This window comes from Parabacteroides caecihominis (assembly GCF_023656785.1).
Taxonomy (GTDB): domain Bacteria; phylum Bacteroidota; class Bacteroidia; order Bacteroidales; family Tannerellaceae; genus Parabacteroides; species Parabacteroides segnis.
Genome location: NZ_JAMOKS010000014.1, coordinates 42,944 through 69,524 on the forward strand (window position 1 = coordinate 42,944; position 26,581 = coordinate 69,524).

The window sequence follows — 26,581 nt, forward strand, 5'->3', positions numbered from 1 at the left end:
AGTATGAATTGTATCATTGTAGATGATGAACCGCTAGGTCGTAAGGCAATCCAGTTGTTGATACAGGATACGCCGGTGTTGTCTTTGTGCGGAAGTTTCGGAGATGCCGTGTCTGCCGGGAAGTTTATGCAGGCGAGTCCGGTGGACCTGGTGTTTCTGGATATCAAGATGCCGGGGGTGAACGGACTGGAGTTTGCCCGGATGATTCCGTCGGATACGCTTGTCATCTTTGTGACGGCTTATGCGGAGTATGCCCTCGATAGCTATGAGGTGGATGCGATAGATTATCTGGTGAAACCGATTGAAATCGAACGTTTCAAACGGGCGGTACAGAAAGCACATACCTATCATTCCCTGCTGAAAACCGACAACAGCAAGAACCGGGTGGAGTCTGTTTCCGCCAATCATATCTTTGTGAAAGCGGAACGGCGCTATTTCAGGATACAGCTGGAAAATATCCTTTTCATCGAGGGGTTGAAGGATTATGTCGTGATACAGACTCCCGAACAGCGGATTGTGACGAAGATGAATCTGAAGTCGATTCATGAGATGCTTCCGAAAGATGTTTTTCTGCGAACGAACAAGTCTTATATCGTGAACTCCAATCATATAGCCTCGTTTGACAACAATGATGTCTTTATTGGAAAGTATGAAATATCGATAGGGAATAGTTATCGGGATGCGTTCTTTGAGAAGTTTTTTATGAAGAATAATCCGGCGGATTGAGTACTGTTCTTTTGAAAATCCCGTATATTTGTCGTTGGAAAATAAATAAAGTGAACAAAAGATGCCTAAAATAGCCGCTGCCTTTTCCATTAAGAGTTATGGATTATACACAGCCAGGGAACGCGAGTCGAAGGATTAGGCAGGATAAGTTTGTGGGAGATTGATATGAAAGAATCAGTACGGATATTCCGTTTTATCATAGTGGGGACCCTGAATGCTCTTATTACCGCCCTGGTTATTTGGGTGTTGATGAAGGGGGTCGGGTGTAATTACCTTTGGTCGAACATTGCCGGTTATGTTGCTGCGTTGGTTAATAACTTTTTTTGGAGCAAATACTGGATATTCTCCTCCCGGAATGGGAAGTTTGAACGTGAGGTGCCTCTTTTCCTTGTCGCTTTCGGTTGTGCTTACGGTTTACAGTTTCTCTCCCTGCTGTTGATGGTTGAGATAGGTGATATGAATGAATACCTGGCGCAGTTCCTGGGGTTATTCGTATATGGCGCCGTCAATTTCACGATGAATAAACGGTTGACTTTTACTAGAAAACAATGATTTCTTATCCGGTAGTGACACTATTCAAACTTTATCCTTCAGGCTTCAGGAATATATAATCCTTGAAAAATAAGGAATCCAACTGAAGGGTGCCACATTCCAGATTTTGATCCCGACAGATAGGCACCCGTTTGCCAACCGATAGTTATTTGTTTGTCTGCGGGTAGTTATCCGCTCCAAAAAGCATAGGTGTTTTGAAATGTTAAGTCAGGACTTTTGAAGACAAAACATATATGCTTTGAAGACAAAAGTCCTATGTTTTGCCGGAAGTTACTTTATCCGGAATTTCCGTATACATTTTTTTACAATTCTATCCCTTCAGCCGTATATATTGAAAAATATTCTCTCCCGGCAACTGAAAGCTGAAAGCAATAATTTGAAAAGAGTGTATAAAGTTTCTATATGGTCCAATCTGCGTCATCTGCGTGCCATATAGAAACAAATGCTATGACTCGAATCTGATAATAATTGAACCTGTCTATCCTCATGACCATATTGGCATTATGCTTGTGTCGTATTCTTCCAAATCCGTACCATATAAAAGGGCAGGTGTGTGAATGCGAATACAAAAGAGATGATTAGCAAAACCTTGCTTTCATCCCAACCCACTGTTTGCTGGTGCCACAACCCGGTGATAACGCAGAGGACGGAGAGGGCGATACCTATCATGTTCAGCGAAAGCTGCCCTTTGCGATGTTGTTGCATATATTCCAGTTTACTATGTTTGATACCGTAACAGGCATAAATATCCAGTCCGATCAGCATCCAAAGTATTAAACGAATCCATGTGTCGGCCGGAAGGAAAAGCATCATGCAGAGACAAGTCACGATTCCGAGAACCGGTACAAGCGGAACGAACGGCGTTTTAAAAGCACGTTGCACGTCCGGCATCGTTTTCCTTACCACTAATACGCCTGCACAAACCAGTGTAAAGGCAAACAAAGTCCCTATACTCGTCATCTCCCCGGCTACCCGGGCAGGTACGAAGGCCGCCAGCAATCCGACCAGCAACATGAAAAGCAGGTTGCTGCGTGCCGGAGTTCGGAATTTCTCATTGATATGCGAAAAGAACGGAGGCAATAACCCGTCGCGGCTCATGCTCAGGAATACGCGGCTTTGTCCGAGCAACGTAACCATAATCACTGAACAGTAACCAAACAGGATAGCCAGTACGATTGCCTTATTCAGCCAGGGATAATCCGGTTGGATGACCCCGGCGGCATCCGCATGTCCCATATGTGAAATAGCTACGGCAACAGGTGCAATCCCTTCCTGTCCGTTGAACTGGCTGTAATGTGCCACTCCGGTCATCACATGGGCGAAAAGCATATAAAGGATAGTACAAACCAGCAGGGAAACAAGAATCCCGATCGGCATATCCCGTTTCGGGTTTTTAGCTTCCTGTGCGGCAGTCGATACGGCATCGAATCCAAGGAAAGCGAAGAAAACGATTGCTGCCCCGCGAAGCACACCGGAGAAACCGTATTCACCTAACGTCCCGGTATTCGCCGGAATATAAGGAACATAATTCTCCGTATTGATATATTTCCATCCTAAAGCGACAAATACCAATACGACCGAAACTTTGAGGAAGACAATTATCCCGTTGAAAATCGAACTCCCTTCCGTCCCCCGTATCAGGAAAATACTCATCAGTACGACAATAAGAAAAGCGGGTATATTGACTATCCCTCCGTCCCAGGGACATGCTGTCAACGTATGTGGCAGATGGATACCCAACCCTTCGAGGAATACGACCAGATACCGGCTCCAACTGATACTGACTGTTGTTGCGGCTACGGTATATTCAAGTACCAAATCCCAGCCGATAATCCAGGCAATCAGTTCTCCCATCGTAGCATATGAATAGGTATAGGCACTTCCGGCAACCGGTATCATGGATGCAAATTCGGCATAGCATAATCCGGCAAAACAACAGCCTAATGCAGCAATGGCAAATGATAAGGTAATGGCAGGACCGGTATATCCGGCAGCAACGGTTCCGGTGATAGAGAATAATCCGGCACCGATGATAACCCCTACACCCAGTGCGACCAGACTCCAGGGGCCTAATACCCGTTTCAGCGTTTTACTACCCGACTCGTTAGCCTCCGCCTGTAAAGCGCCTAACGGTTTCTTTATAAATAATCCCATTCTTCTGTTTGTTTAGGTGTGGCTGCGTCAAAAGCCTCTTTTGTCATAGCGAACCCGATGCAGCCTCACAGTATTTCAATAATCGGCCGCAAAGGTAGGGATTACAGGAAAAATATACAAATTCAGTTATGAATGGACAATCGTTCCCAGATGTAATCGGGAATCAGCTTCCAGAAGAATACCAGTGTGACATACCGCCAGTCGATAATGACTGTCCGTTTCTTTCGTTTCAAAGCCCTTACAATCCGTTGTGCTACCCGTTCCGGACGCATCAGCAGCGGATAGTTATCATTTTTTAGCAAAGCCGTTTTCACGAACCCCGGACGTATATCGGTAAAAGTTATCGGTAGCTTTTCCATCCTGGCCAACTGTGCCAGTGCGTCGATATAAGTATTCTGGAAACGTTTGGTGGCGGAATAGGAGGGTGCCACTCCCAAGCCTTTGGTTCCGGCAATGGAACTGATGACGGCCAGGTGTCCGCATCCCTGTTCCTTGAAATAATGGTAAGCGGCAGTGACCATGCGGGTGAAACCGATTGCATTGGTATTGACGGTAGCCAGTTCAATGTCCGGATTCAAAGTCCGGTTCTGATTGCCGACACCGGTACTGAGCAGGAACAGGTCCATGCCTCCCAGCTTATCGATTAGCAGGTGGAGCTTGTCTACCGCTTCCACCTCAGTCACGTCGAGCTGTTGTATCTCTGTCTGCTCGGGAGCCTGTTCCCTGAATGCTTCCAGCCGTTCCAGCCGGCGTCCTGCCACTCCAACACGCCAACCCAGTTGACGATATATCTTTGCCACTTCGTAACCGATGCCGGAAGTCGCCCCGATGATAACGATTCTTTTCACGATTTCTTTTTATTTAAAGACTAATAGAAGAACAAATGTAAGCAAAACTTTATTAATTCAACGCTTTGATTCTTACTTATTGATATTCTATATTTCACACATCCATCTTTTAGACTGTTCTTTACTTGTTCATTCAATATATTCTTAATACCTTGCCACCGTGTTAGCTACAGCTTAAGAGATTCATTGTCCTATAAATAAAATAGCATGAAAATAAACAATCTCATCTTACTGGTATCCCTTTTAATAATGGGAAGCCAGGTCGTAAGCTCCCAATCGAAGACAGGCGACTTACCGGTATTTGATTTCTCAAAAAACTATCCTCAGAAGAAGTTGCGCCTTCAGGATATGGCGGAAATAGAGTATGTGCCTTTGGAGACAACGGATGATATTTTGTTGGGTGGATCGTCGGTACTTTCAGCTGTTACCGATAAATATATTCTTATCCATGAATCCCGATTGGGTGATATATTTGTTTTCGATCGTAAAACAGGAAAGCTCTATTCACATTTCAATCACAAAGGACAGAGCGGGCGGGAATATACATGGATTAATGTCGGTACAATTTTAGATGAGAAGAAGGAAGAAATCTATGTGTGTTCCCAATTCATTCAGGTTTATTCTCTGAAGGGAGACTACAAACGGACATTGAAAATAAATACATTTGATAATGAAATGAGTATTTTCAATTTTGACGATGAATCTCTACTTATCTATGAAGGTGTAATAATTGAACCTGGTCGTGAAAGTAAGACTAAAAAGTCCCCTTACCGTCTTGTCTCCAAAAAAGATGGTAGCCAGCTTTCTGTATTAGACATTCATTTTGAAAAAAGATATACAAACAAAATAGCTCAATCATTGGAGGGTAATATGTGGAGACCTTTTGGAATTTATTATTCACAAAATATGCATTACGGTCCGGATCTAATGATTGCGGATATTTCATCCGACACATTGTTTCGGTTATCCCCGGATAAGGGATTAATACCCTTATTAACCCGCAAGCCATCGACTCATGCTCCTGAACCTCGGAATATATGGATACCTTTAGTAACAACTGATAAGTTCATGTTGATGGGTACGCTTTTATTGGATTTTAAATCACTGAAAGGCGGACCGATCCCAACGTTTATGTATGAATTTAAAACCGGTGAAATAAAGAAGACGCCGATTTTGGATACAGAATATGATACAAGGGCTTGGAGTCAGGGAAGATGGTCGCCGGATGCATCGCCTGATATCGCACGGAATATGGTCGCTGAAATGATTCAGGCATCAACGGTTATAGAGGCTTATCATGGAAAACGTTTGGTCGGGAATGGTATGAAGATTGCAAAGACACTTGTCGAAGACGATAATCCGGTAATCAGGATTATTAAATTCAAGTAATAAATATATTAGTACCGGTAGTTGCTTACTTATTGGCATTTATACAATAATTACTATATTTGTGGAAACAAATCTTTAAACCATATTTATACCATGAAACATTTATTTTTTGGAAAGCTATTGGTTGTGTTGCTCTCCCTTTTCTGTGTATGTTCGGTATCCGCACGCAAACCTATCAAGACGTTGTTGATTACCGGGCAAAACAATCATAACTGGCAAGTTAGCCATGTTGTCTTAAAGCAAATACTGGAAAACTCCGGTCGTTTCTCCGTAGATTTCGCTGTGTCTCCTTCACAAGGACAGGATATGTCCGGTTTTGTGCTTGATTTTGCTCCGTATGAATTAGTTGTGTTGGATTATAACGGTGATTCATGGCCGGAAGAAACAAATAAGCGTTTTCTGGAGTTTGTGCAAAATGGCGGGGGAGTGATCGTTTATCATGCGGCAGATAACGCTTTCTCCAAGTGGCCGGAATTTAATAAGATATGTGCCCTGGGAGGATGGGAAGGACGAAATGAAAACTCCGGTCCTTATGTGTACTGGCAGGATGGCAAACTAATCAAGGATAGTTCTGCCGGTCCGGGCGGTTCGCATGGAAAACAGCATGAATATGTGTTGAACGGGCGCGATAAAGTTCACCCCATCGTAAAAGGATTGCCATTGAAATGGCGTCACACCCAGGATGAACTATACGACCGTATGCGTGGTCCGGGTAATATCGGAGACTTGCTTTATACGGCTTATTCGGATAAAGAGACTGGAGGTTCAGGACGTGAAGAACCGCTGATCTTTACCGTCGATTACGGAAATGCCCGTATCTTCCATACCATGCTCGGACATGCCGGTGCTACTGTTGAAGATAATACAGCTATGCAGTGTACAGGCTTCCAGGTCTTGTTGCTGCGCGGTGCAGAATGGGCAGCAACCGGAAAGGTAACTCAGAAAGTGCCCAAAGATTTCCCGACTGAGACACAAAGTAGTTACCGGAAGGATTATAAGGAAAAGAAATAAATAGATATTATTTTCTTTTGAAAGAAAAGCAATTAAGAAATCAAGGCTGCATCTGGTTTTTACCGGAGCAGCCTTGATTTTTTATCTATCCTTCTATGAAGGAAAAATAGGTTTATTCAGCTCGTAATGTATCTGCCGGAGCAATTTTAGATGAGAGGTAAGCCGGATACCAGGCTCCCAGTGTGATAAAGAATGCCATGAGCAGATAAGTCGATATCAAACCGGCAAAGACGCGGAAGAAAGTGACCGGCATAACATTCGTGTCAATCAATTCCATTTTCGCAATATTGATGCAGATGATAGCGGCAGGGATAGCCACCAGGCTTAATAACAGCCAGCCTTCTCCGATCATCATTTGCAATATCTGGCGGCATGTGGAGCCAACAGCCAGGCGGAGGCCGATTTCAGATTTCCTGTACTCATTACGGAACCAGAAAGTGCCGATGATTCCCAAGAATATATTGAAGATCAGGAATGCCATAAAGGCTATCCGGTAACGGATGGCATCTGTCACTCCGTTTGTCAGATAAAGTCTGTTTCTCAGGTCGTCGTAAGAGTCGACTCTGGAAAGTATGAAATTACCGACATTTATCTGTTCCCTTATATCCCGTTGGAAATCTTCTATGAATTTTTGTTTGTTGAGCCCGGGTTTTACCCGTATACTGATTTCTAACGACCAGGCGAGTTGTTGCTCATTCCATTCCTTGAAATAGGAAGTAGGCAACAGAAAGTAAGCCGCTCTTTCTTCCCGGCTGTAATCGTCACGTTTTAATATCCCGCAAACACCTCCTATCCGAAAAGAATTGTCATTCTTCATGTAAATAGAACGTCCTTTAGCCTGTTCTCCGGGGAAAAGTTCTTCAGCCAGTTTACGGGAAATGACAATGTTCTTTTCGGTCAAAGCATCTTTTAAAGAAGATCGGTCTTCTTCGTTCAAGGGGCGGACTCTGAATACATCGAAGTAGGAAGGAGTAACCGGTAAATATTGGAACTGCACTATTTTCGAACTGTCTTTTCCCATTTGGTTATCCATATAACTGGGGTTATAAGGACTACTATTCTGTGTCAGGCAAACTTCTTCTACTTGTGGATATTGTCGGATACGTTCTAAAATAGATAGGTATAGGCTACCTGCCTCTTCCGTGTTTTCATGGTGAATATAGTTGGGACTACTTTGCGGCACAGTTGTGAGCCGTACTTGGTAAGTGTCTTTTATGTCGTAAGCGCTATTGATTGAATTTGCATATCCGATCGTTATGAAGTAGTCCATAATATACCATAATAAAATGAATACCAGGAATAATTCAGCGGCAATCCAGGCATTTTGCCGGCGTTGTTTCCATAAAAGATTTAAAAGATGATGTATCATGATTCTAGTTATTTATCGTTTAAAGCATCGACAATGGGACGTCTGAGTGCACGCCAGGCAGGAACGAGAGCGGACATCAGATTTAAAACCAGGCAGAAGATCAGCGTATATCCGAAAATTGCGGGGTTGATCAGCATGCCGGGAGAAAGATCGATAGAGGCGGTGAGCGAACTGCCGTCCCAGTCGTAATTACCCAGCAACCATCCTTTCAGTATAAATATCAATCCGTAGGAGATCAATAATCCGATCAGTCCGCCTAATAATGTGAGCAGCAGGTTTTCATATAATATCTGCAAAAGCAATGTTCTGTTCTGGGCCCCGAACGCTTTACGGATACCTAATTCTTCCATGCGTTTTTTCATGCGTGATGCAGTCATTCCCGTCAGATTGATGGAAGGAACCAACAACAGAAGGAGTACTACTGAAAAGATTTGTATAAAGACTTTCATGAATTCCGGACTGGAGAAGGAATTTGTGCGTAACCAGGCACGTAGAACGGTGTCAGGCTGTTCGTTTAGTACAAAATTATATTGTGGAATATTTGCACTATAACGCCGACAATTTTCTTCGGCTTCCCGGCGGATTGCGTCAAAGTCGCCCGATTTCTTTGCCAGGATATAAAGCTGCATATGACCTAAGATAAAATCACACCATTTACTTCCCTGTATCTGTGAAGGACGGTTGGTGAAAGGTATCCACATTTCAGCGTAACAGAATTGTGCTATGGAAGGTACATCTTCCACAACGCCGGAGACCTGGTACTCTTCAAAGTTCAGCAGAAATGTTTTACCTGTTGCATCCGATGTATTGAACAGCCTGCGTGCCAGTGATTCGCTCACGACAGCTTTTCTGATTCCGGAGGTAAACTCTTCTTCCGTATAAGGTTTTCCGGCAAGGAATCTGAACTGGAATATTTTCCAGAATGTAACATCTGTACCCATGACAAGTCCGTTGTATACTTCATCACTCCCCGGGGTTTGTATAAATTCGGTTTGTTCTCCGATCGGGAGGATGGCAGTGACAGCCTCCGGAGTCTGCATTGAATAAAAGCATTCTTTGATGGTCGGATAAGAAAGCCGGCTACTTCCGTTTCCCTGACCTTCCACTTTGTTTAGAATTTTTCCGTGCTGTATGACCAGCATCCGGTCACGGTTGGTTTCCGGAGCGATATTTCCAGTCCGGAAATAATATAAGATAGCCAGTACCATGACCATCGTAATGGCCAGACCGGTACCGGTTATATAAATGATGCTAAAGAACTTGTTTTGTCTCAGCATCTGCATAGCCTGCCTGAGATAGACCTTATACATAAAAGACTTTGTTATTATTGTTTGGAATCTATAATAACAAAGTCTGTGCCATAAAGGTAAATGCCTGTTGTTCAGTCTATGGACATACTTTTTACTGTTCGTTATCGGACATAGTGTTCATTTTTGTAAGGCTTATTATTCCATCTTCCAGCGAAAAATGTTCATCGTGATCGGCCAGGTAGCGGATTACGGTGATGATCTTGTCGGCGGGAAAAGGTAGATTCTCCGTCAGTTTCTTAGCCTCCTGCGGACCGTCGGTCAAAGCCTCCTGCAATGCGTCACGGATGGCATTGAACGTATGGTTGTTCAGGCCTGAATCGTTTTTTGCCAGACATACATCGCAACAACCGCAATCGGAAGTCCCTTTTTCACCGAAGTAAGAGATCAGCATCCGGCTCCGGCATATCCGGTTTTCGTTGATGTATTCCATGACCCGGTTGATACGGCTTTCAAAACGTTCTTTACGCTCTTCGTAGGCCGAACGGGGGATAGACAGATATTTAATCTCCTCCCGGGTACGGGTATAGATAATGAGAGGTGTTTTCTTATGAGGGATGTAATTGACAATCCGGTATTTGGAAAGTCTGACCAGCACTTCATAAATCTCCTGCTGACTCAGTCCGGTACGGGTAGAGATCAGCCCTTCATTAATATATACGTAATCCGAGAACAGGCCGGTGTAGGAACGGAGTATCGTTTGTATAACCTCGTCCGTCTTTTTATCCTGATGCAGGTATTTGTAAAGCTCGTCACGTGTGGCGGTAAATACCAGACGAGAAGCATTTTCCTGTTCTTCCGTATATTCTATGTAGCCTGCCAGTTCAAGTATCTTTAGGGCATGATGTGCTTGTAGATGCGAAAATTTATAGGCAGTGCAGAAATCGACCAGGGAGAAGTCGTGTACTGTATCCAGTCCGAAGCCCATTGCTATCTGATAATAATTACCTAAAGCATCGTACACCCGACTGATAAAATCCCTGTCCGGAAATTCATCGGCCAACCGTTTCTTTAACTTTGTACAATCTATATTGGAACACAAAGCGACAGCGTAGGCCCTCTGTTCATCCCGTCCGGCGCGTCCGGCTTCCTGATAATACTCTTCCAGTGATCCGGGCATATCCATGTGGACCACCAGGCGTACGTCCGGTTTGTCGATACCCATCCCGAATGCATTGGTCGAGACAATTACCCGGCACTCGTTATTCTTCCAACGGTTCTGGCGAAGGTTTTTGTCGTCGCGGTTGAGGCCGGCATGAAAGAAATCGGCCGATATGCCGGCTTGCTGAAGCAGGACTGCAATTTCCTTTGTCCGTTTCCGGTTGCGCACATAAACGATGGCCGTTCCGGGAACTTTTCCCAGAATGTATATCAATGAGTTTATCTTATCTTCCGTCTGACGGACGATATAGGACAGGTTCTGACGGACGAAACTTTTCCGGAATACATTCTTTTCCCTAAAATGTAGCCGTTCCTGGATATCATTCACTACCTCCGGAGTCGCTGTTGCTGTCAGGGCAAGAACCGGCACACCGGGAAGATCTTCCCGGATATCGGCGATGCTCAGGTAAGAAGGACGGAAGTCGTATCCCCATTGCGAAATACAATGGCTTTCGTCGATAACCAGCAGGCAGACATTCATTGCCTGTAGCTTGCTTTTGAATATATCGGTCCCTAACCGTTCAGGCGAAACGTACAGGAATTTATAATCACCGAAGATACAGTTTTCCAGCTGGGCGATAATCTCCTGGCGGGTCATGCCCGAATAGACGGCAGTTGCTTTTATCCCCAACCGGCGCAGATTATCCACCTGGTCTTTCATCAGAGCGATCAGCGGGGTTACGACAATACATATTCCTTCCATTGCCAAAGCCGGAACCTGGAAGGTAATCGATTTACCTCCCCCTGTCGGCATTAGCCCGAGTGTATCTTTCCCCTCACAAACGGAGTGAATAATATCTTCCTGTAAAGGACGAAAAGCAGGGTATCCCCAATACTTTTCTAATATCTTATGGTAGACGTCCACCGGTTCCCTTCATATGTCATCGACCTTTATGTCTTTAACCATGAGTTGCAAGGTCGTGTTTCCGTTATATGTATTCTCTTCAATCGTATAGCAGATATTAAAAGGTTTCATCCCTTTAATATGCGGGCTGTGCTGATGCATTCCGAAAGCGATGCCATGGATGGGCGTGTTCGATTTGTCGTCTATCAGTTCCAACTTGATATGTTCCAGTTCTTTGCCGACCAGCTTGCTTGTTCCGTAATCTTTCACGTTCAACGAGCAGAATACCGGTTTCTGGTTGTCCGGTCCGAAAGGATTCATTTTTTTCAGTTCGCTCATGAACTTGGTATTGATGTCCTTCAGGTCAAGAACGGCGTCAATGTCGATTTGCGGGATCATCTGTTCGGGGATAATCTCGTCGGCAGCCAGCTTCAAGAAACGTTCGGTAAATTCGTCCAGATTTTCTTCTTTCAAAGAAAGGCCGGCGGCATAGGTATGTCCCCCGAAGTTTTCCAGCAAGTCACGGCAGTTTTCTATAGCCTTATAAATATCGAAACCGGTAACTGAGCGGGCAGAACCGGTGATTAGTTCAGATGATTTGGTCAGCACAACAGCCGGGCGGTAATATTTTTCCGTCAGGCGCGACGCAACGATTCCGATAACTCCTTTATGCCAGCCGGGATTGTAAACGATTATCGCTTTCCGGTCTTCCATATTGGCGAATTCATCGATGATGGCGTTGGCCTCGTCGGTTATTTTCTTATCGAGTTCGCGTCGTTCGTCATTGTATTGGTTGATGTTTTCACTCTTCTCGCGGGCTGATTCTACATCTTTGGCGAGAAGCAGGTCGACTGCTTCTTTTCCGTTCATCATCCGTCCGGATGCATTGATGCGCGGACCGATCTTGAAAACGATGTCGCTGATGGTTATCTCTTTCCCGGTAAGTCCGCAGATGTCGATGATACCTTTCAGTCCCAGGCTGGGATTACTGTTCAATTGCTTTAGTCCGTAATAAGCCAGGATACGGTTTTCTCCCGTAATAGGCACGATATCGGAAGCAATGCTGACAGCCGTCAGTTCCAGTAATTTCTCCAGTTCGGAGAAAGGAAAGTTATTGCTTTTGGCAAAAGCCTGCATGAATTTGAAGCCTACGCCACAACCGGACAGATGCTCGTACGGATAGATGGAATCAACGCGTTTAGCATCCAACACCGCAACGGCATCGGGCAATGTATCATCCGGCATGTGATGGTCACAGATAATAAAGTCAATGCCTTTTGTCTTTGCATACTCAATCTTTTCGATTGCTTTGATTCCACAGTCGAGCGAAATAATTAATGTGACTCCGTTGTCGGAGGCATAATCAATCCCTTTATAAGAAATACCGTACCCTTCGTCATACCGGTCGGGGATATAATAATCCAACGTCGATGAATAGGGTCTTAAATACTTATACACAAGCGATACGGCAGTCGTGCCGTCTACATCGTAGTCGCCATAAACCAGAATCTTTTCTTTATTGCCCAAGGCTCTGTTCAACCGTTTCACCGCCTTATCCATATCCGGCATCAGGAACGGGTCATGCAGATCGTTCAGATTGGGTTTAAAGAACTTTCTGGCTTCTTCAGCCGTCGTAATCCCTCTCTGAACAAGCAGGAGACAGATGACCGGGCTGAAACCGATTTCGGCTGCCAGTGCATCTCTCTTATGTAATTCTTCTTCTGTCGGGGTTTGAAAATTCCATTTGTTAATCATTATATATTGTTTTTTTCTTTTTATCTCCCTAAAAATAATGTGCCAATTACTAATGTGCCAATATGCTAATGATAATACCTTATAAAATCCTGATTCCCAGGATTGGCACATTTGCATATTGGATTATTGGCAAATTATTATTTTTGAATCCGTAAAGTTAGAAATTAAAATGGAGAATTTTGGTGGGGCTGGCGAAATATTAACAATAAAATTTCCAGTTTGTGAAACCTGATACACTTCCTATGGTTGTTCAATGGTATCAGCCGGCGGTGGAAAACTTTCATTTGCTTGGCGGTGGTTGTGGCATACAATTATTTTCTGTTTATATCGTTAGTTGGAAAATAAACCTGTATATTTGTCACAATATTCTAAAAAACAATGACGGAAGATATTAAAAAAGCCTGCGAAGTGATGCAGGAAGGGGGTATAATCCTTTATCCGACAGATACTATCTGGGGGATCGGTTGCGATGCGACCAACGAGGATGCCGTACAGCGTGTGTACGAGTTAAAGAGAAGAGCAGACAATAAGGCTATGCTGGTTCTTATGGATAGTTCTGCCAAATTAAATATGTACGTGAACGATATTCCGGATATTGCCTGGGATTTGATAGAAGTAGCGGACAAACCGCTGACTATTATTTATTCGAATGCGAAGAACCTGGCAAAGAATCTGCTGGCTGACGACGGTAGTGTAGGTATCCGTATTACCAATGAAGAATTTTCCCATAAGTTATGTGAGCGTTTCCGTAAACCGTTGGTCTCTACTTCTGCCAATGTGAGCGGGGAATTGTCTCCGGCCAATTTCTCTGAAGTGTCCGAGGTAATAAAAAATGGTGTGGATTACATCGTTTCCTACCGCCAGGATGATATGAGCAAGGCACAACCGTCGAACATCATTAAATTGGGTGCCGGAGGTCTTATTCAGGTGATCAGATAATAATGAAAAGAAGCAGAGAGGCCGCAAAATACATATTATCGGATTTTATATCGGCAGCCGTAGCCTGGTTTTTATTTAACTGGCTGCGCTATGAAGAACTGGCAGTATATGAGGGCGCTACTTCCTTTACCAGCTATCTGGGGTATGTACAGGTGGTGAAGGGACAGTTGTTCGTTCCGTTCTTTTGGCTGATATTATATTATTTTTCGGGTTACTACAACAAACCATTCGGTAAGTCAAGACTGACGGAGTTATTCTCTACGTTTGTGACGACACTAATCGGAGTGGTATTTATATTTTTTGTTGTGGTGCTGAATGATTTGCCTCGCTCTTTCCATATTTATTATGAGTTGTTCTTCGTCCTTCTCGGATTGCAGTTCTTTCTGACGTATATTCCCCGCCTGGTAATTACACAGAGCGGTTTGCGGAAGATTAAAAGCCGGGAGTTGGCAATGAACGTGCTCATTATCGGTGCCGGGAAGAAAGCAACCCGTATTGCAGGTGATTTGCACCGGATGGGATACCATATTTCAGGTTTTATTCCCGAAGATGATGCGGCTCCGGTAGAAGTGGATAAAGAGCTGGTTGCCGGAACTTTATCCGGATTGGCTTCGGTTGTGGCAGATAAGAAAATTGATGAACTGGTACTGGCTGCCGAAACGGAGGACAACAAAAAACTGCTTACGATTCTTTATTCGCTTTATCATTATAAACTGCCAATCAAGGTGTTGGCGGATAAGTTGAGTATGTTGTCGCAGGTGAAGATAAAGACAATCCGCGGGATTCCGCTGGTGAATGTGACGGAGAATAACCTGTCGGCGGTGGAAAAGAATATAAAGTTTGTGATGGATAAGGTTGTCTCTGTGTTGGTCTTGCTGATATTTTCGCCGATGTATCTTTATATAGCCTGGCGGGTGAAGAAAGATTCGCCGGGACCGGTCTTTTTCCGTCAGGAACGGATTGGATATATGGGGAAACCTTTTTATATCTATAAGTTCCGGACGATGTATGTGGATGCGGAAGATAACGGCCCTCTGCTTTCATCGGAGAAGGATAAACGGATTACTCCGTTCGGCCATATATTGAGGAAATACCGGCTGGACGAGTTTCCGCAGTTCTGGAATGTACTGAAAGGCGATATGTCAATCGTCGGTCCACGGCCGGAACGGAAGTATTTTATCGACCAGATTGTGAAAAAAGCTCCTTTTTATTATTTGTTGCATAATGTGAGACCGGGTATTACTTCATTGGGAATGGTGAAATACGGTTATGCCAATGATGTCGATAAGATGATAGAGCGTTTAAAGTATGATATATTATATTATGAAAATATGTCGTTAGTGCTGGATATAACAATTTTGATTTATACGGTGAGAACGGTATTTACAGGTAAAGGTATTTGAAATGGCAAAAGAAGGTTTATTTTACAGGTTCCTGTTGTGGAGGGACAAGCATATAAAAGAAAAGCATTTTATTCTGGTAATCAGTTTCCTGGTCGGGATATGCACGGCAGCGTCTGCGATTATCCTGAAACAGTTGATACACCTGATTCAGCATTTGCTTACCGGAAATTTTGATGTGAGCGGGGTGAATTACCTGTACCTGCTTTATCCGGTAATCGGTATTTTGCTGGCAGGTTTGTTTGTAAAGTATATTGTGCGTGACGATATCAGCCATGGGGTAACGAAAATCCTCTATGCTATTTCGCAGCGCAAAAGCCGTATCAAGCCTCATAATACCTGGACTTCCATTGTGGCCAGTTCGGTGACTATCGGTTTCGGTGGTTCGGTAGGAGCGGAGGCTCCGATTGTACTGACGGGAGCGGCCATCGGTTCCAATCTCGGACGCCTGTTCCGGATGGAGCAGAAGACGTTGATGCTGTTAGTCGGCTGCGGTGCGGCAGGTGCAATTGCCGGTATCTTTAAGGCGCCGATTGCCGGGTTGGTTTTTGTGATCGAGGTCTTATTGCTTGACCTGACGATGACGTCGGTGTTGCCTTTGCTGATTTCATCGGTGACGGCGGCGACGGTTTCCTATATTTTTACGGGGACGGAAGCGATGTTTAAATTCTCGCAGACAGAAGTGTTCGAGATAGAACGTATCCCATACGTGTTGTTGCTGGGTGTCTTCTGCGGATTGGTTTCTCTTTATTTTACGCGGGTGATGAACCGGGTGGAAGGGATGTACCGCAAGTTGGGTGTGTACTGGAAGAAGTTCCTGCTCGGCGGTGTTATGCTGAGTGTGCTTATCTTCCTTTTCCCTCCGTTGTATGGTGAAGGTTACGACACGATTGGTTCGTTGCTGAACGGGCAGTTCTCCCATATAATGGATAAGAGTTTGTTCTATGATTTGAATGATACGTACTGGGGAATACTGGTATTCCTGTTCCTGATTCTGCTGACTAAAGTGTTTGCCTCGAGTGCGACCAATGCCGGCGGGGGATGTGGTGGTATCTTTGCACCGAGCTTGTATCTGGGCTGTATTTCCGGTTTCCTTTTTGCGCATGCTTCCAATTATTTCCCTTTCACCATGTATATCTCTGAGAAGAATTTTGCATTGTTGGGGATGGCGGGAATTATGTCGGGCGTCATGCATGCACCGCTTACCGGTGTGTTCCTGATTGCGGAACTTACCGGTGGATACGACCTTTTCCTGCCGCTGATGATTGTTTCCATCAGTTCGTACCTGACGATTCTGATGTTCGAGCCTCACAGTATCTATTCGATGCGTCTGGCGCAGAAAGGCGAATTGCTGACCCATCATAAAGACCGCGCCGTACTGACTTTGCTGAATACGGATAGCGTGATTGAAAAGGACTTCCAGGTTGTTTCTCCGGAAATGTCGCTGGGAGATATGGTGAAGGTGATTGCAAAGAGCGGACGTAACTCATTCCCGGTAGTCGATGAAAAGGGCGTTTTGCTGGGAATCGTGTTGCTGGATAATATCCGCAACATTATGTTCCGTCCGGAGTTATATAACAGGTTCCATGTATCCAAGTTCATGGTGTCGGCTCCGGCTAAGATATGTATCGGGACACCGATGGAGCAAATCATGGGTGTTTTTGATGATACAAAGGCTTGGAACCTTCCCGTGGTGGATGAAGAAGGACGTTATGTCGGCTTTATGTCGAAATCGAAGATATTTAATTCATACCGCGAAGTATTGGTAGAAAACTTTTCAGGAGATTAAAAGATGGAAAAAAAAGAGTTACGGATTGTATATATGGGCACCCCCGATTTTGCGGTGGAGAGCCTGAAAGCCTTAGTTGAAGGCGGATATAATGTAGTAGGAGTGATTACGATGCCGGACAAACCGGTCGGACGTCACGGAAGTGTCTTGCAGGCAAGCCCGGTGAAGGAATATGCCGTGTCGCAGAACCTTCCTGTCTTGCAGCCGGAGAAGTTGAAAGATGAGGCATTCCTCGCTGAGTTGCGTGCTTTGGAGGCTGATTTGCAGATTGTGGTCGCCTTCCGCATGCTGCCGGAGGTTGTCTGGAATATGCCCCGTTTCGGAACATTCAATCTTCATGCGTCTTTGCTGCCTCAGTACCGTGGGGCGGCTCCCATCAACTGGGCGGTGATTAATGGCGATACGGAAACGGGTGTGACCACTTTCTTCCTGACACATGAAATAGATACCGGCAAGATTATCCGTCAGAAACATTTGCCGATAGCCGATACGGATGATGTCGGAATCGTACACGATGCCCTGATGACTATGGGTGCCGGCCTGGTGACGGAAACGGTGGACTTGCTGCTGGAAGGAAAAATGGATGCCGTTCCCCAGGAAGAGTTTTTTAAAGACCCGGCAGAACTTCGCCCGGCTCCGAAAATATTTAAGGAAACCTGCCGGATAAACTGGAATCAGCCGTTGAAGAAGATATATGATTTTGTTCGCGGACTCTCTCCTTATCCTGCTGCATGGACAGAGTTGGTTGCTCCGGACGGAAGCCGCATGGCGTTGAAAGTGTATAAAACGGAAAAGCGTCCGGCTTCGCATGACCTGGCAACCGGCACTATCTGTACGGATGCAAAGAGTTATGTCGATGTGGCTGTTGAAGACGGTTATATTCGTTTCCTGACGTTGCAGCTGGCCGGAAAGAAACGGATGGAAATAAAAGATTTCCTCAACGGTTTCAAACAAATCGGTGATTATACAGTAGAATAATAATGAAGGAAACCAGGCGCATTATCTATATAACACTGGGTTCTTTCTTCCTGATATTGGGAGCAGTCGGCGTATTTGTTCCGTTGCTCCCGACTACTCCTTTCTGGTTACTTACCTGCTGGTTTTATATCCGTAGTTCCGAAAAGTTATATAACCGGGCGATGGATAACCGTTATTTCGGACCGTATATCCGAAATTATCTGGTAGACAAAGCAATCCCGCTACGTTCAAAGATTATCTCGGTGGCGGTGATGTGGCTGTCTGCCATTCTTACTTCTCTTTTCCTTATTGAATATCTTTGGGTGAAAATCTTGCTGATCCTGATAAGTATCGGGGTGACCTGGCATATTCTTTCGTTTCCTACAAAAAAGTAAAATTTCTTTAGCCGTATATAATTAGGAGAGTAACGGATAGATACTGTAATAATGGTAATTATATCTGTAATTCGTCTACCAACAACCTCGCCGGATTGTTCTATTTTTGTATCATCAATAAAAACAAAGAACTCGGTTTATGAACTTAATAAAAAAGAGTAAGTGGCGTATGATAGCAGGAATAATTATAGGTATACTGATCGTATTGGGAGTGGCTGGTATTGCATTTGTCAACCAGCCGAGTTTCGGACGTCTGCCCAAAGGCGAACGGCTGGAAAGAATCAAACGTTCGCCCCAGTACAGGGATGGGGCATTCCAAAATCAGCGTCTCACGGAAGTAGTGACTTCGGAAGGTGGGCGCTTACGGGCCATGTGGAAGTTCCTGTTTTCAAAACCGGAAAGACTTTATCCCGATAAACCTGTGCAAGCAATTAAAACCGACCTGAAAACCTTGCCGGAAGACTCTGACTGGATGGTCTGGTTCGGTCACTCTTCTTATCTGCTCCAGTTATCGGGGAAGCGTGTGCTGGTCGACCCGGTTTTCTGTATGGCTTCGCCCGTATCTTCTGTCAACAAACCGTTTAAAGGCACGGATATTTATAAACCGGAGGATATGCCGGAGATTGACTATCTGGTTATCAGCCACGACCACTGGGACCATTTGGATTATCAGACAGTGGTGCAGTTGAAAGAACGGGTACGGAAAGTTATCTGTCCTTTAGGCGTAGGCGAGCATTTCGAGCGTTGGGGATATGACAAAGAGAATCTGGTGGAACTGGATTGGAAGGAAGAAGCCTCGTTGGACGAAGGTTTTACCGTTCATTGCCTGCCTGCCCGTCATTTCTCGGGACGCGGACTGACTCCCAACCAAACTCTTTGGGCTTCTTTCCTGCTTGAAACTCCTTCACGTAAGGTCTATATAGGAGGTGACGGCGGTTACGACACGCATTTTGAAGAAATCGGCCGCCATTATCCGGACATTGATCTGGCTATTCTGGAAAACGGACAATATAACGAAGACTGGCAATATATCCATCTGATGCCGGCTGCCCTGGGTGAGGCTGCCCGTGATCTGAAAGCGAAAAGGCTCGTCACTGTCCATCATTCCAAATACGCACTTGCCCGTCATCCCTGGGACGAACCGTTGAAGAATGAACTTGAAGCAGCTACCCGAAACTCGTTGGACCTGATTGCCCCGGAGATTGGACAGGTAGTAGAGTTGGAGGTCCGGTAATTTTGTATCACGTAAAACAATTAAATAAATTATGGAAACAGTAAAATTGAACAACGGCGTGGAAATGCCGATTTTGGGTTATGGTGTCTATCAGGTGACACCCGAAGAATGTGAACGTTGCGTATTGGATGCTTTGAGTGTCGGCTACCGTTCTATCGACACCGCACAAGCCTATTTTAATGAGGAAGGAGTTGGAAATGCGCTCGTTAAAAGCGGTATCCCCCGGAGCGAGGTATTTATCACCACCAAAGTCTGGATATCCAACGGAGGCTATGAAAAAGCAAAAGCATCTATCGACGAATCCCTGCGCAAACTGCAAAGCGATTACATCGACCTGCTCCTGATTCACCAGCCTTTCAACGATTATTACGGTACTTATCGTGCCATGGAAGAGGCCTGTAAAGCAGGCAAGGCACGCGCCATTGGAGTAAGTAACTTCTATCCCGACCGTTTCATCGACCTGGCAGAGTTTTGCGAAATAAAGCCGGCTGTCAATCAAGTGGAAACACACGTCTTCAACCAGCAGATAAAACCGCAGAAAATCATGGAGCGCTATGGCACCCGTGTTATGTCGTGGGGTCCGTTTGCCGAAGGACGGAACGATTTCTTCACAAACGAAGTATTGAAAACAATAGGGGAGAAATATGGAAAATCAGTGGCACAAACCGCTTTGCGTTTCCTTATCCAGCGCGGTGTTATCGTTATTCCCAAATCAACTCACAAGGAGCGCATGATTCAGAATATGGAAGTGTTTGATTTTGTCCTGACGGAAGAAGATATGCAGGCTATAGCCGGACTCGATAAGGCCAAAAGTCTGTTCTTCTCGCATTACGACCCGGAGATGGTGAAATGGCTGATTGATCTGGTAAAATAATGAAGTAACGAAAAAGGCTTTATTGACTAATTGTGAGTTTATTACAGTTTCCTCGTAGTTTCGTGCTCAGGAAACTCCAGTTCCCTGCCTAGGAAACTGGAACCCCTTCGCAAGTAATTATCTTGTTTCTTTCAGTGCATCTTCCAGACTGATGCCTAACGCATCGGCAATGCCTTTGCCATAAGCAGGATCGGCTTTGTAACAGTTGCGTACGTGACGTTGCTGGATGAACAGTTCGGCACCACCGATCTGACGGGCGGTGTTTTCGAATAATAGCTGCTGTTCGTCAGGCGGCATCAGGCGGAATAAAGCACCCGGCTGGCTGTAATAATCGTCATCGTATTCGCGTTCGTTATAATTATAGATGTCGCCGTTCGCTTTCAAAGGCGGTTCTTTCTTTTCGGGAGAGTCCTGCCATTCGCCGTAGCTGTTCGGTTCGTATCCTTTTGCGGCACCGTAGTTTCCGTCTACACGCATAGCTCCGTCGCGGTGATAAGCATGGAAAGGACAGCGAGGTTTGTTTACCGGTATTTGTTCGGAGTTGACTCCCAAACGGTAACGTTGTGCATCGCCGTAAGAGAAAAGGCGTCCCTGAAGCATCTTGTCGGGAGAGAAGCCGATACCTTCTACTGTATTTATCGGGTTGAATGCGGCTTGTTCCACATCGGCGAAATAGTTTTCCGGATTACGGTTCAGTTCAAGGATGCCCACGTCTTGCAGCGGGAAGTCGCCGTGCGGCCATACTTTTGTCAGGTCGAACGGATTGATACGATAGTTGTCTGCCTGCTCTTCCGTCATCAACTGAATCTGGAATTTCCATTTAGGAAAATCTCCCTTTTCAATGCTTTCAAACAAATCACGCTGATGCGACTCGCGGTCTTTGGCGATGATTGCTTCTGCTTCCTGGTCTGTCAGGTTCTTGATTCCCTGTAATGTCCGCAGGTGGAATTTCACCCAGATACGTTCGTTCTTTGCATTGATAAAGCTATACGTATGACTACCGAATCCATGCATGTGACGATAGGAGTAAGGGATTCCACGTGAGCTCATTGTAATGGTGACCTGATGCAATGCTTCAGGAAGTAACGTCCAGAAATCCCAGTTGTTGTTTGCACTGCGCATGTTTGTTTTCGGATCTCTTTTGACGGCGTGGTTAAGGTCGGGAAACTTCAGCGGGTCGCGCAGGAAAAATACCGGGGTATTGTTTCCGACTAAATCCCAGTTACCTTCTTCCGTATAAAACTTCATGGCAAAGCCGCGGATATCACGTTCGGCATCGGCCGCTCCGCGTTCGCCGGCAACAGTGGAGAAGCGGACGAAACATTCGGTCTGCTTGCCTACTTCACTGAAGATTGCTGCTTTTGTGTACTTGGTAATGTCATGTGTGACAGTGAAAGTACCGAATGCTCCGGAGCCTTTGGCATGCATACGTCTTTCGGGAATAACTTCGCGGTCGAAATGGGCCAGTTTCTCCAAAAACCACGGATCTTGTAATAACACTTGTCCACGCGGACCTACTGTCTGGATGTTCTGATTGTCTGCTACGGGACGACCGTTGGCAGCTGTTAGTTTCTTGTTCTCCATAAATGAATTTTTTATCTGTGTATAGTCGACGACATTCTACCCTTGAATATTAATGTAACCGAACGGACACAGCTTTTGTTTTTAATTATTGAACAAAAGTAAAATGTTATTCAGCAGAAATCAAATAGGTAATTTTGATAGGCGGATAAGGGGTATTTATCAGGAGAAACAACAAACGGTTGTCCGGCCTGATAAAGATTTGGTATTAATCATCAATCTCATTTGGTTTTTCAGATTATTGTAGTATATTTAGCCTTCAGGAATCAAGGCGTTTGCCTAATTGTTGGCTTTGAATAAAAATATGAACTAAAAAAACTGAATAACGCATATGACTGATCTGACTATAAACACTTTATATGAAAACAATCTTTCACTGGAAGGATCGACCCGTATTGATTTTACGAAGACTGTAAATTATATATCAGCTCACACCTCTTTGGATATAGGGATTGTAAAGAACAGATGTCCGTCCAGTTACCATATATCGAATCTTTTATTAAGGAAAGCACAGCTATTATATCGGAATAATGATGTTTCCTGGATAGAGGCAATCGCTGCTTTCGAAGAACTGCATGCAGAATGTTTGCAGAAAGACAGGAAAAATGCGATCGGAGCGTTTACTCTTGCTTTGGATATTTTTAAGTGGATCAGTGAAGGATCGGATTACTTGCAGTCTGTCTATAAAGATGATGTGGAGCAGAAGCGGGAGGAAATCTTTCGGCGGATGGATAATCTGCAAGGGAAAATAGAAGCATGTAAATGCATTTTGGATAAAAGGACCGAATCTCGGCTGGCGAGCATACTGTTCAGGTTGAAAGCGAGCGGGAATCTTTGGCATGCAGAAAAAGAAATCCGGCGGATATTATATCTTTTATCCTATGACACGGATGTTCTGACGAATGCTTTGATGTTGGTTATCCGTTTGATCAATGAACTGATAGCAAGCAACCGAATCGGGAAAAACGAACTTGCAGAGTTATACAGCCTGTTAAAAAGAAAAGCGCAGGCGGTGGAAGATAAGACTGCCGAAGTATGGTACATGGATGAATGGAACACTGTCCATCCGGTTATTACGAATGCGATACAAATACATGCTTTCCTCTACCTGGTATCGAAAGAGGCAGAAGTTGCCGATTCTGACCGGGCGGTGATTGCTGCACGTATTTGCCGGTATTTATCCCGTATCCCTTCTGTTTATGGTGGTGTACTGAAAAATAAATCGTATACGCTGCTAACCGGAGAGAACCGGCTGAACGGCAAAATCCGCTGGGACAGTTTGTGTGATTATGATGAAAGGCGTATGCTGGAACAACTCGTTACGATACCAATTGAAGATGCTGCCTGTCCTGTTTTTGAGCAGGCACTTAAGTGGCAACAGTATAGCAATGCATCGAATACGCTGACACTCGATAACGATGGTTTTACGCTCAGTACACATTTGCCCCATGCTTCCCTTTTATGGAAAGGGCGCAAAGACCGGGCATCCGTGTTGAATAACAGGTTGTTTGTGGCCTTATTCGATAAACCGGTCTGTTCGTTCGATGCCTGTAAGACCATAAAAGATTACAGGTTGTACTGGAAGCAGCTGGCGGAAGATTTTCCTCTTTCTTTGCCGGGCAGCAAACCGGTTGTCGAGATGTTTCCTGAAGAAGAAGCATTTACTGCGAAGAAGTCGGAAGAAGAATTTCCGGGGATTGTCTATCCTTCGCCTAACGAGCGGGTAAATATTCGTATTTTATCGATTAATAAAGAATCGATGTCGATGTATGCGGAAATAATCGACAAAACTTATCAGGGAATGAAAGCCCGTTTGCCTTTTGCCTATATCAATTCCTGTTATAGCATGATTCCCGGATTTTCCGATCTGTTTTCTGTCAACCAATTGTTTCAGGCTAAAATAAAAGAAGTGGAGAAAGGTGAAATTCTTTTATCCCTGATACAGGATTTCAATGAATTTATTTATCCGGAATGTGTACGGCGGAAAGCATTGCTGGGGAAGGTAGTCGAAGTTCGTGACGGGAAAGTCTGGTGGTTGCTTTCGTCCGGAGCTACGGCTACGACTGCTTTGACCTCGCATAAAAAATACCGGATCGGAGATATCTTTAAGGTTGAATATGTCGGTCTCCTTTCCCACAAACTGAAAAATACGATCAATGTGCAGTCGCATGTGCCTCGTCCTGACCATGCGGCTTTCGACCGGTCCGTGTTGGAGAATATACGCGATTTCTTTGTATTCCTGACAAAAGAGATTTATAAAGGAGACGGCGATTCCGTGTTATTGACCGAACAGAAGAAAGAGAATAACCCTTTTTTCGTCGCCCTGAAAGATCTGAGCCTGGAAAATGTGAATATTACTCCTTGCGATATGGAAGAAAGCAAAGAAGTAGTGGAAAAAGAGGTGAAGAGCACGCTTGCTGATAACCCGGCATTAACGATCGAACTGGTGCGTGAACTGATCTTTTGCGTGGATTCGCTGGTTTTGGAACTGGATGATTCTACCGAACGGTTCAATGTATATAACATATTGAGTCTCTTGTGTAACTTCACCGGCAACCAGGCGTTGGCTAGTTATTACCAACTTTGTGCCGACTATATATATAATGTAGAAGTGCTGATGACGGAGCCTTATCATACCCGTTTTTCGGAAGCGAACATACAAAAGTTCCGCGATCTGCTGAAGAAGATGGAGCTCATGGATATAAACCGTTATGGCCGTAATCTGAAACAGTGCCGGCAGGTGATACGGGTGATGCAGACGTTGTATGAAAAAGACTCTTTGTCGCTCTTGAACTCTTTTATGCAGGACAAGAACCCGCTTGTTTCGGAATTGGCCCGCTATTTCAGTATTGTTCGTTTTCTGAGGGAGAAAGATACGGAGTTGCAGGAGGTTATCTATAAAAGTATCAACTTGCTGTTGGGCTTTAAGGATCCCGGGAAAGAAAAGAAGACATATGTTCCGGTCTACTTCGGGCACGAAGGCATGGAGAAGGAATTTAAGACATCGGCCTTTATTCATGCCAATAAAAATGCCGGCGAAGATCAGAGTGTCGTCCTGGCCCGTGTCGTCGCCTCTTTCATGAATACGGACGGAGGAACGCTTTATATCGGCGTCAATGACAAAGGCTATCTGAACGGGTTGGCAGAGGATTTGAAATTTGCCCGTAACGACAGCGATGTCTACCTTCGTGAAGTCAACAGAAGTATCATTTGCCAGTTGGGAGAAAAAGAAGAAGACCGGAACCGGTATCAGGAAAATATCCGTTGCCGGATCTATGAATATGAAGACGGGAGGATGGTATTGGCCTTTAGGGTGGTGCCGATCAATGAAGTGGTGAAGGTGAAGGGGGTTGTATATACCCGAACAGGCAGTTCAAGTATGGCAAAGGCGGTGTGCAACGTGGACGAGTTTGTTAAACAAAGGCGTACACTGAAACTGGATTCAACACCTAAGAAGCCTGAGTTTCCGGTATTCTTCAGCGAGGAACGGAAAGAATACATTTTTAAGGTACAACAAGACAGTAATGTGCAACAGGAGATTTTTCTCCTGCCGGAAGTAGAGGTAAAAGAAGAGACCGTTCTTCCGCCGATGCGCGAGATAAAAAAAGACAATGAGAAGGGAAAAGCTAAAAACAAAGCGTATGCGTGCAAAACATCCGGTTTGCGAACGAACCCCCTGATAAAGAAACCGGACCACGGATATACGCCGGGGCACTTATTCGTTTCTTTGTTTGCCAACGGAAAGATCGCCAGTTCTCCCAGTCCCAAAATAGGTGTTTGGGGAGGCGAGGGAAAAGTCCTGTTCTCTTATAATCCGGAAGATAAAGAGGATATCCTGGTTGCAGTTTTCGCCAATGGCGAGGTCGGCCTGTCGAATCTGAAAAAAGGAATATCGCAACCCAATACTCCACTGGCATTCATCGATTCGGTAGACGGACTGCTCTTTTTGTCTCCGGCTCATAAAACAGACTATCTTTTGCTGATCGCGGATAAAGACGGGGAGAAAAGATTCCGTATTATAGCATTGGATGATTTTGAAAAGTCGATGAGCATTCAACCCCGTAATACGCTTGTACTCGAACCGGATAAAGGAACGTTCGTCTATGCAGAGATCCTGTCTGCCGAACAGGTCGGAACCCTTAATGAAGATAAATTGTCGTTGAAGGAATTTGACCAGTACAATGCCGGACGGCGATGGGAACATACCGTTTATAAATCGGATGTGGAAGTACTCAGTTCTATGTGCGGGATTACTTTCTGATCATATTGGTGATCATTCCGCAACAGAATAGATAA

Annotated in this window: 19 protein-coding genes; 12 read left to right on the forward strand and 7 right to left on the reverse strand. The window is 44.8% G+C overall.

What is annotated here, in order from left to right:
• Positions 1-3 precede the first annotated feature (3 nt).
• Entirely contained in the window at positions 4-726 is a 723-nt protein-coding gene (locus NBH14_RS13235) for a LytR/AlgR family response regulator transcription factor (protein ID WP_186959687.1), read from the forward strand.
• Between the two features lie 165 nt (positions 727-891).
• Positions 892-1,278 carry a GtrA family protein gene (locus NBH14_RS13240; protein WP_186959686.1) on the forward strand — a complete coding sequence of 129 codons (387 nt, stop codon included), beginning with the start codon at positions 892-894 and terminating at the stop codon, positions 1,276-1,278.
• A gap of 501 nt (positions 1,279-1,779) precedes the next feature.
• Here the strand turns inward: NBH14_RS13240 and NBH14_RS13245 are convergent.
• Together NBH14_RS13245 and NBH14_RS13250 are read right to left on the reverse strand one after the other, a co-directional pair.
• Complete coding sequence (locus NBH14_RS13245) at positions 1,780-3,432, reverse strand: amino acid permease (protein WP_186959685.1); 1,653 nt, start codon at positions 3,430-3,432, stop codon at positions 1,780-1,782.
• A 122-nt stretch (positions 3,433-3,554) separates the two neighbouring features.
• A complete protein-coding gene (locus NBH14_RS13250; RefSeq protein WP_007657158.1) occupies positions 3,555-4,280 on the reverse strand; it encodes an SDR family NAD(P)-dependent oxidoreductase in 726 nt (241 codons plus the stop codon).
• Positions 4,281-4,487: 207 nt separating this feature from the next.
• Between NBH14_RS13250 and NBH14_RS13255 the strand changes: the two genes are divergently transcribed.
• Positions 4,488-5,669, forward strand: a complete 1,182-nt coding sequence (locus NBH14_RS13255) for a DUF4934 domain-containing protein (RefSeq protein WP_186959684.1) — start codon at positions 4,488-4,490, stop codon at positions 5,667-5,669.
• A 93-nt stretch (positions 5,670-5,762) separates the two neighbouring features.
• Entirely contained in the window at positions 5,763-6,680 is a 918-nt protein-coding gene (locus NBH14_RS13260) for a ThuA domain-containing protein (protein ID WP_186959682.1), read from the forward strand.
• Between the two features lie 112 nt (positions 6,681-6,792).
• Here NBH14_RS13260 and NBH14_RS13265 read toward each other — a convergent pair whose 3' ends face one another.
• From NBH14_RS13265 to recJ, 4 genes are all read right to left on the reverse strand, one after another.
• Positions 6,793-8,049 (reverse strand): ABC transporter permease, encoded by a 1,257-nt coding sequence (locus NBH14_RS13265; RefSeq protein WP_186959681.1) that lies wholly within the window; start codon positions 8,047-8,049, stop codon positions 6,793-6,795.
• 8 nt (positions 8,050-8,057) lie between these two features.
• Positions 8,058-9,359, reverse strand: coding sequence for an ABC transporter permease (locus NBH14_RS13270; protein WP_186959680.1), 1,302 nt, complete (start codon positions 9,357-9,359; stop codon positions 8,058-8,060).
• 91 nt (positions 9,360-9,450) lie between these two features.
• On the reverse strand, positions 9,451-11,382 hold the full coding sequence (locus tag NBH14_RS13275; RefSeq protein ID WP_186959679.1) for a RecQ family ATP-dependent DNA helicase: 1,932 nt from the start codon (positions 11,380-11,382) through the stop codon (positions 9,451-9,453).
• 9 nt (positions 11,383-11,391) lie between these two features.
• Positions 11,392-13,116, reverse strand: a complete 1,725-nt coding sequence (recJ, locus tag NBH14_RS13280; RefSeq protein WP_007657149.1) for a single-stranded-DNA-specific exonuclease RecJ — start codon at positions 13,114-13,116, stop codon at positions 11,392-11,394.
• A 378-nt stretch (positions 13,117-13,494) separates the two neighbouring features.
• Between recJ and NBH14_RS13285 the strand changes: the two genes are divergently transcribed.
• From NBH14_RS13285 to NBH14_RS13315, 7 genes are all read left to right on the forward strand, one after another.
• Positions 13,495-14,055 carry an L-threonylcarbamoyladenylate synthase gene (locus NBH14_RS13285; RefSeq protein ID WP_010802933.1) on the forward strand — a complete coding sequence of 187 codons (561 nt, stop codon included), beginning with the start codon at positions 13,495-13,497 and terminating at the stop codon, positions 14,053-14,055.
• 2 nt (positions 14,056-14,057) lie between these two features.
• A complete protein-coding gene (locus NBH14_RS13290) occupies positions 14,058-15,458 on the forward strand; it encodes a sugar transferase (RefSeq protein ID WP_186959678.1) in 1,401 nt (466 codons plus the stop codon).
• 1 nt (position 15,459) lies between these two features.
• Positions 15,460-17,244, forward strand: coding sequence for a chloride channel protein (locus NBH14_RS13295; RefSeq protein ID WP_128133966.1), 1,785 nt, complete (start codon positions 15,460-15,462; stop codon positions 17,242-17,244).
• A gap of 3 nt (positions 17,245-17,247) precedes the next feature.
• Positions 17,248-18,222: a methionyl-tRNA formyltransferase gene (gene fmt / locus NBH14_RS13300; protein WP_186959677.1), complete on the forward strand. Its 975-nt coding sequence runs from the start codon at positions 17,248-17,250 to the stop codon at positions 18,220-18,222.
• Positions 18,223-18,224: 2 nt separating this feature from the next.
• Positions 18,225-18,596 carry a YbaN family protein gene (locus tag NBH14_RS13305; RefSeq protein ID WP_128133965.1) on the forward strand — a complete coding sequence of 124 codons (372 nt, stop codon included), beginning with the start codon at positions 18,225-18,227 and terminating at the stop codon, positions 18,594-18,596.
• 139 nt (positions 18,597-18,735) lie between these two features.
• A complete protein-coding gene (locus NBH14_RS13310; RefSeq protein WP_186959676.1) occupies positions 18,736-19,830 on the forward strand; it encodes an MBL fold metallo-hydrolase in 1,095 nt (364 codons plus the stop codon).
• Between the two features lie 31 nt (positions 19,831-19,861).
• The gene (locus NBH14_RS13315; protein WP_186959675.1) at positions 19,862-20,704 is read left to right on the forward strand and encodes an aldo/keto reductase; all 843 of its coding nucleotides are present in this window, start codon (positions 19,862-19,864) and stop codon (positions 20,702-20,704) included.
• A gap of 117 nt (positions 20,705-20,821) precedes the next feature.
• Here the strand turns inward: NBH14_RS13315 and NBH14_RS13320 are convergent, their stop codons facing one another.
• Entirely contained in the window at positions 20,822-22,288 is a 1,467-nt protein-coding gene (locus tag NBH14_RS13320) for a catalase (protein ID WP_128133963.1), read from the reverse strand.
• Positions 22,289-22,616: 328 nt separating this feature from the next.
• On the opposite strand from NBH14_RS13320, the gene NBH14_RS13325 reads away from it, so the two are divergent.
• The gene (locus tag NBH14_RS13325) at positions 22,617-26,546 is read left to right on the forward strand and encodes an AlbA family DNA-binding domain-containing protein (RefSeq protein WP_186959674.1); all 3,930 of its coding nucleotides are present in this window, start codon (positions 22,617-22,619) and stop codon (positions 26,544-26,546) included.
• Positions 26,547-26,581 lie beyond the last annotated feature (35 nt).

Coding starts and splice junctions, on each gene's coding strand:
- NBH14_RS13315 (WP_186959675.1), top strand. CDS start 19,862: ATGGAAACAGTAAAATTGAACAACGGCGTGGAAATGCCGATTTTGGGT.
- NBH14_RS13235 (WP_186959687.1), top strand. CDS start 4: ATGAATTGTATCATTGTAGATGATGAACCGCTAGGTCGTAAGGCAATC.
- recJ (WP_007657149.1), bottom strand. CDS start 13,116: ATGATTAACAAATGGAATTTTCAAACCCCGACAGAAGAAGAATTACAT.
- NBH14_RS13295 (WP_128133966.1), top strand. CDS start 15,460: ATGGCAAAAGAAGGTTTATTTTACAGGTTCCTGTTGTGGAGGGACAAG.
- NBH14_RS13270 (WP_186959680.1), bottom strand. CDS start 9,359: ATGTATAAGGTCTATCTCAGGCAGGCTATGCAGATGCTGAGACAAAAC.
- NBH14_RS13245 (WP_186959685.1), bottom strand. CDS start 3,432: ATGGGATTATTTATAAAGAAACCGTTAGGCGCTTTACAGGCGGAGGCT.
- NBH14_RS13305 (WP_128133965.1), top strand. CDS start 18,225: ATGAAGGAAACCAGGCGCATTATCTATATAACACTGGGTTCTTTCTTC.
- NBH14_RS13285 (WP_010802933.1), top strand. CDS start 13,495: ATGACGGAAGATATTAAAAAAGCCTGCGAAGTGATGCAGGAAGGGGGT.
- NBH14_RS13310 (WP_186959676.1), top strand. CDS start 18,736: ATGAACTTAATAAAAAAGAGTAAGTGGCGTATGATAGCAGGAATAATT.
- NBH14_RS13320 (WP_128133963.1), bottom strand. CDS start 22,288: ATGGAGAACAAGAAACTAACAGCTGCCAACGGTCGTCCCGTAGCAGAC.
- NBH14_RS13325 (WP_186959674.1), top strand. CDS start 22,617: ATGACTGATCTGACTATAAACACTTTATATGAAAACAATCTTTCACTG.
- fmt (WP_186959677.1), top strand. CDS start 17,248: ATGGAAAAAAAAGAGTTACGGATTGTATATATGGGCACCCCCGATTTT.
- NBH14_RS13260 (WP_186959682.1), top strand. CDS start 5,763: ATGAAACATTTATTTTTTGGAAAGCTATTGGTTGTGTTGCTCTCCCTT.
- NBH14_RS13265 (WP_186959681.1), bottom strand. CDS start 8,049: ATGATACATCATCTTTTAAATCTTTTATGGAAACAACGCCGGCAAAAT.
- NBH14_RS13255 (WP_186959684.1), top strand. CDS start 4,488: ATGAAAATAAACAATCTCATCTTACTGGTATCCCTTTTAATAATGGGA.
- NBH14_RS13240 (WP_186959686.1), top strand. CDS start 892: ATGAAAGAATCAGTACGGATATTCCGTTTTATCATAGTGGGGACCCTG.
- NBH14_RS13290 (WP_186959678.1), top strand. CDS start 14,058: ATGAAAAGAAGCAGAGAGGCCGCAAAATACATATTATCGGATTTTATA.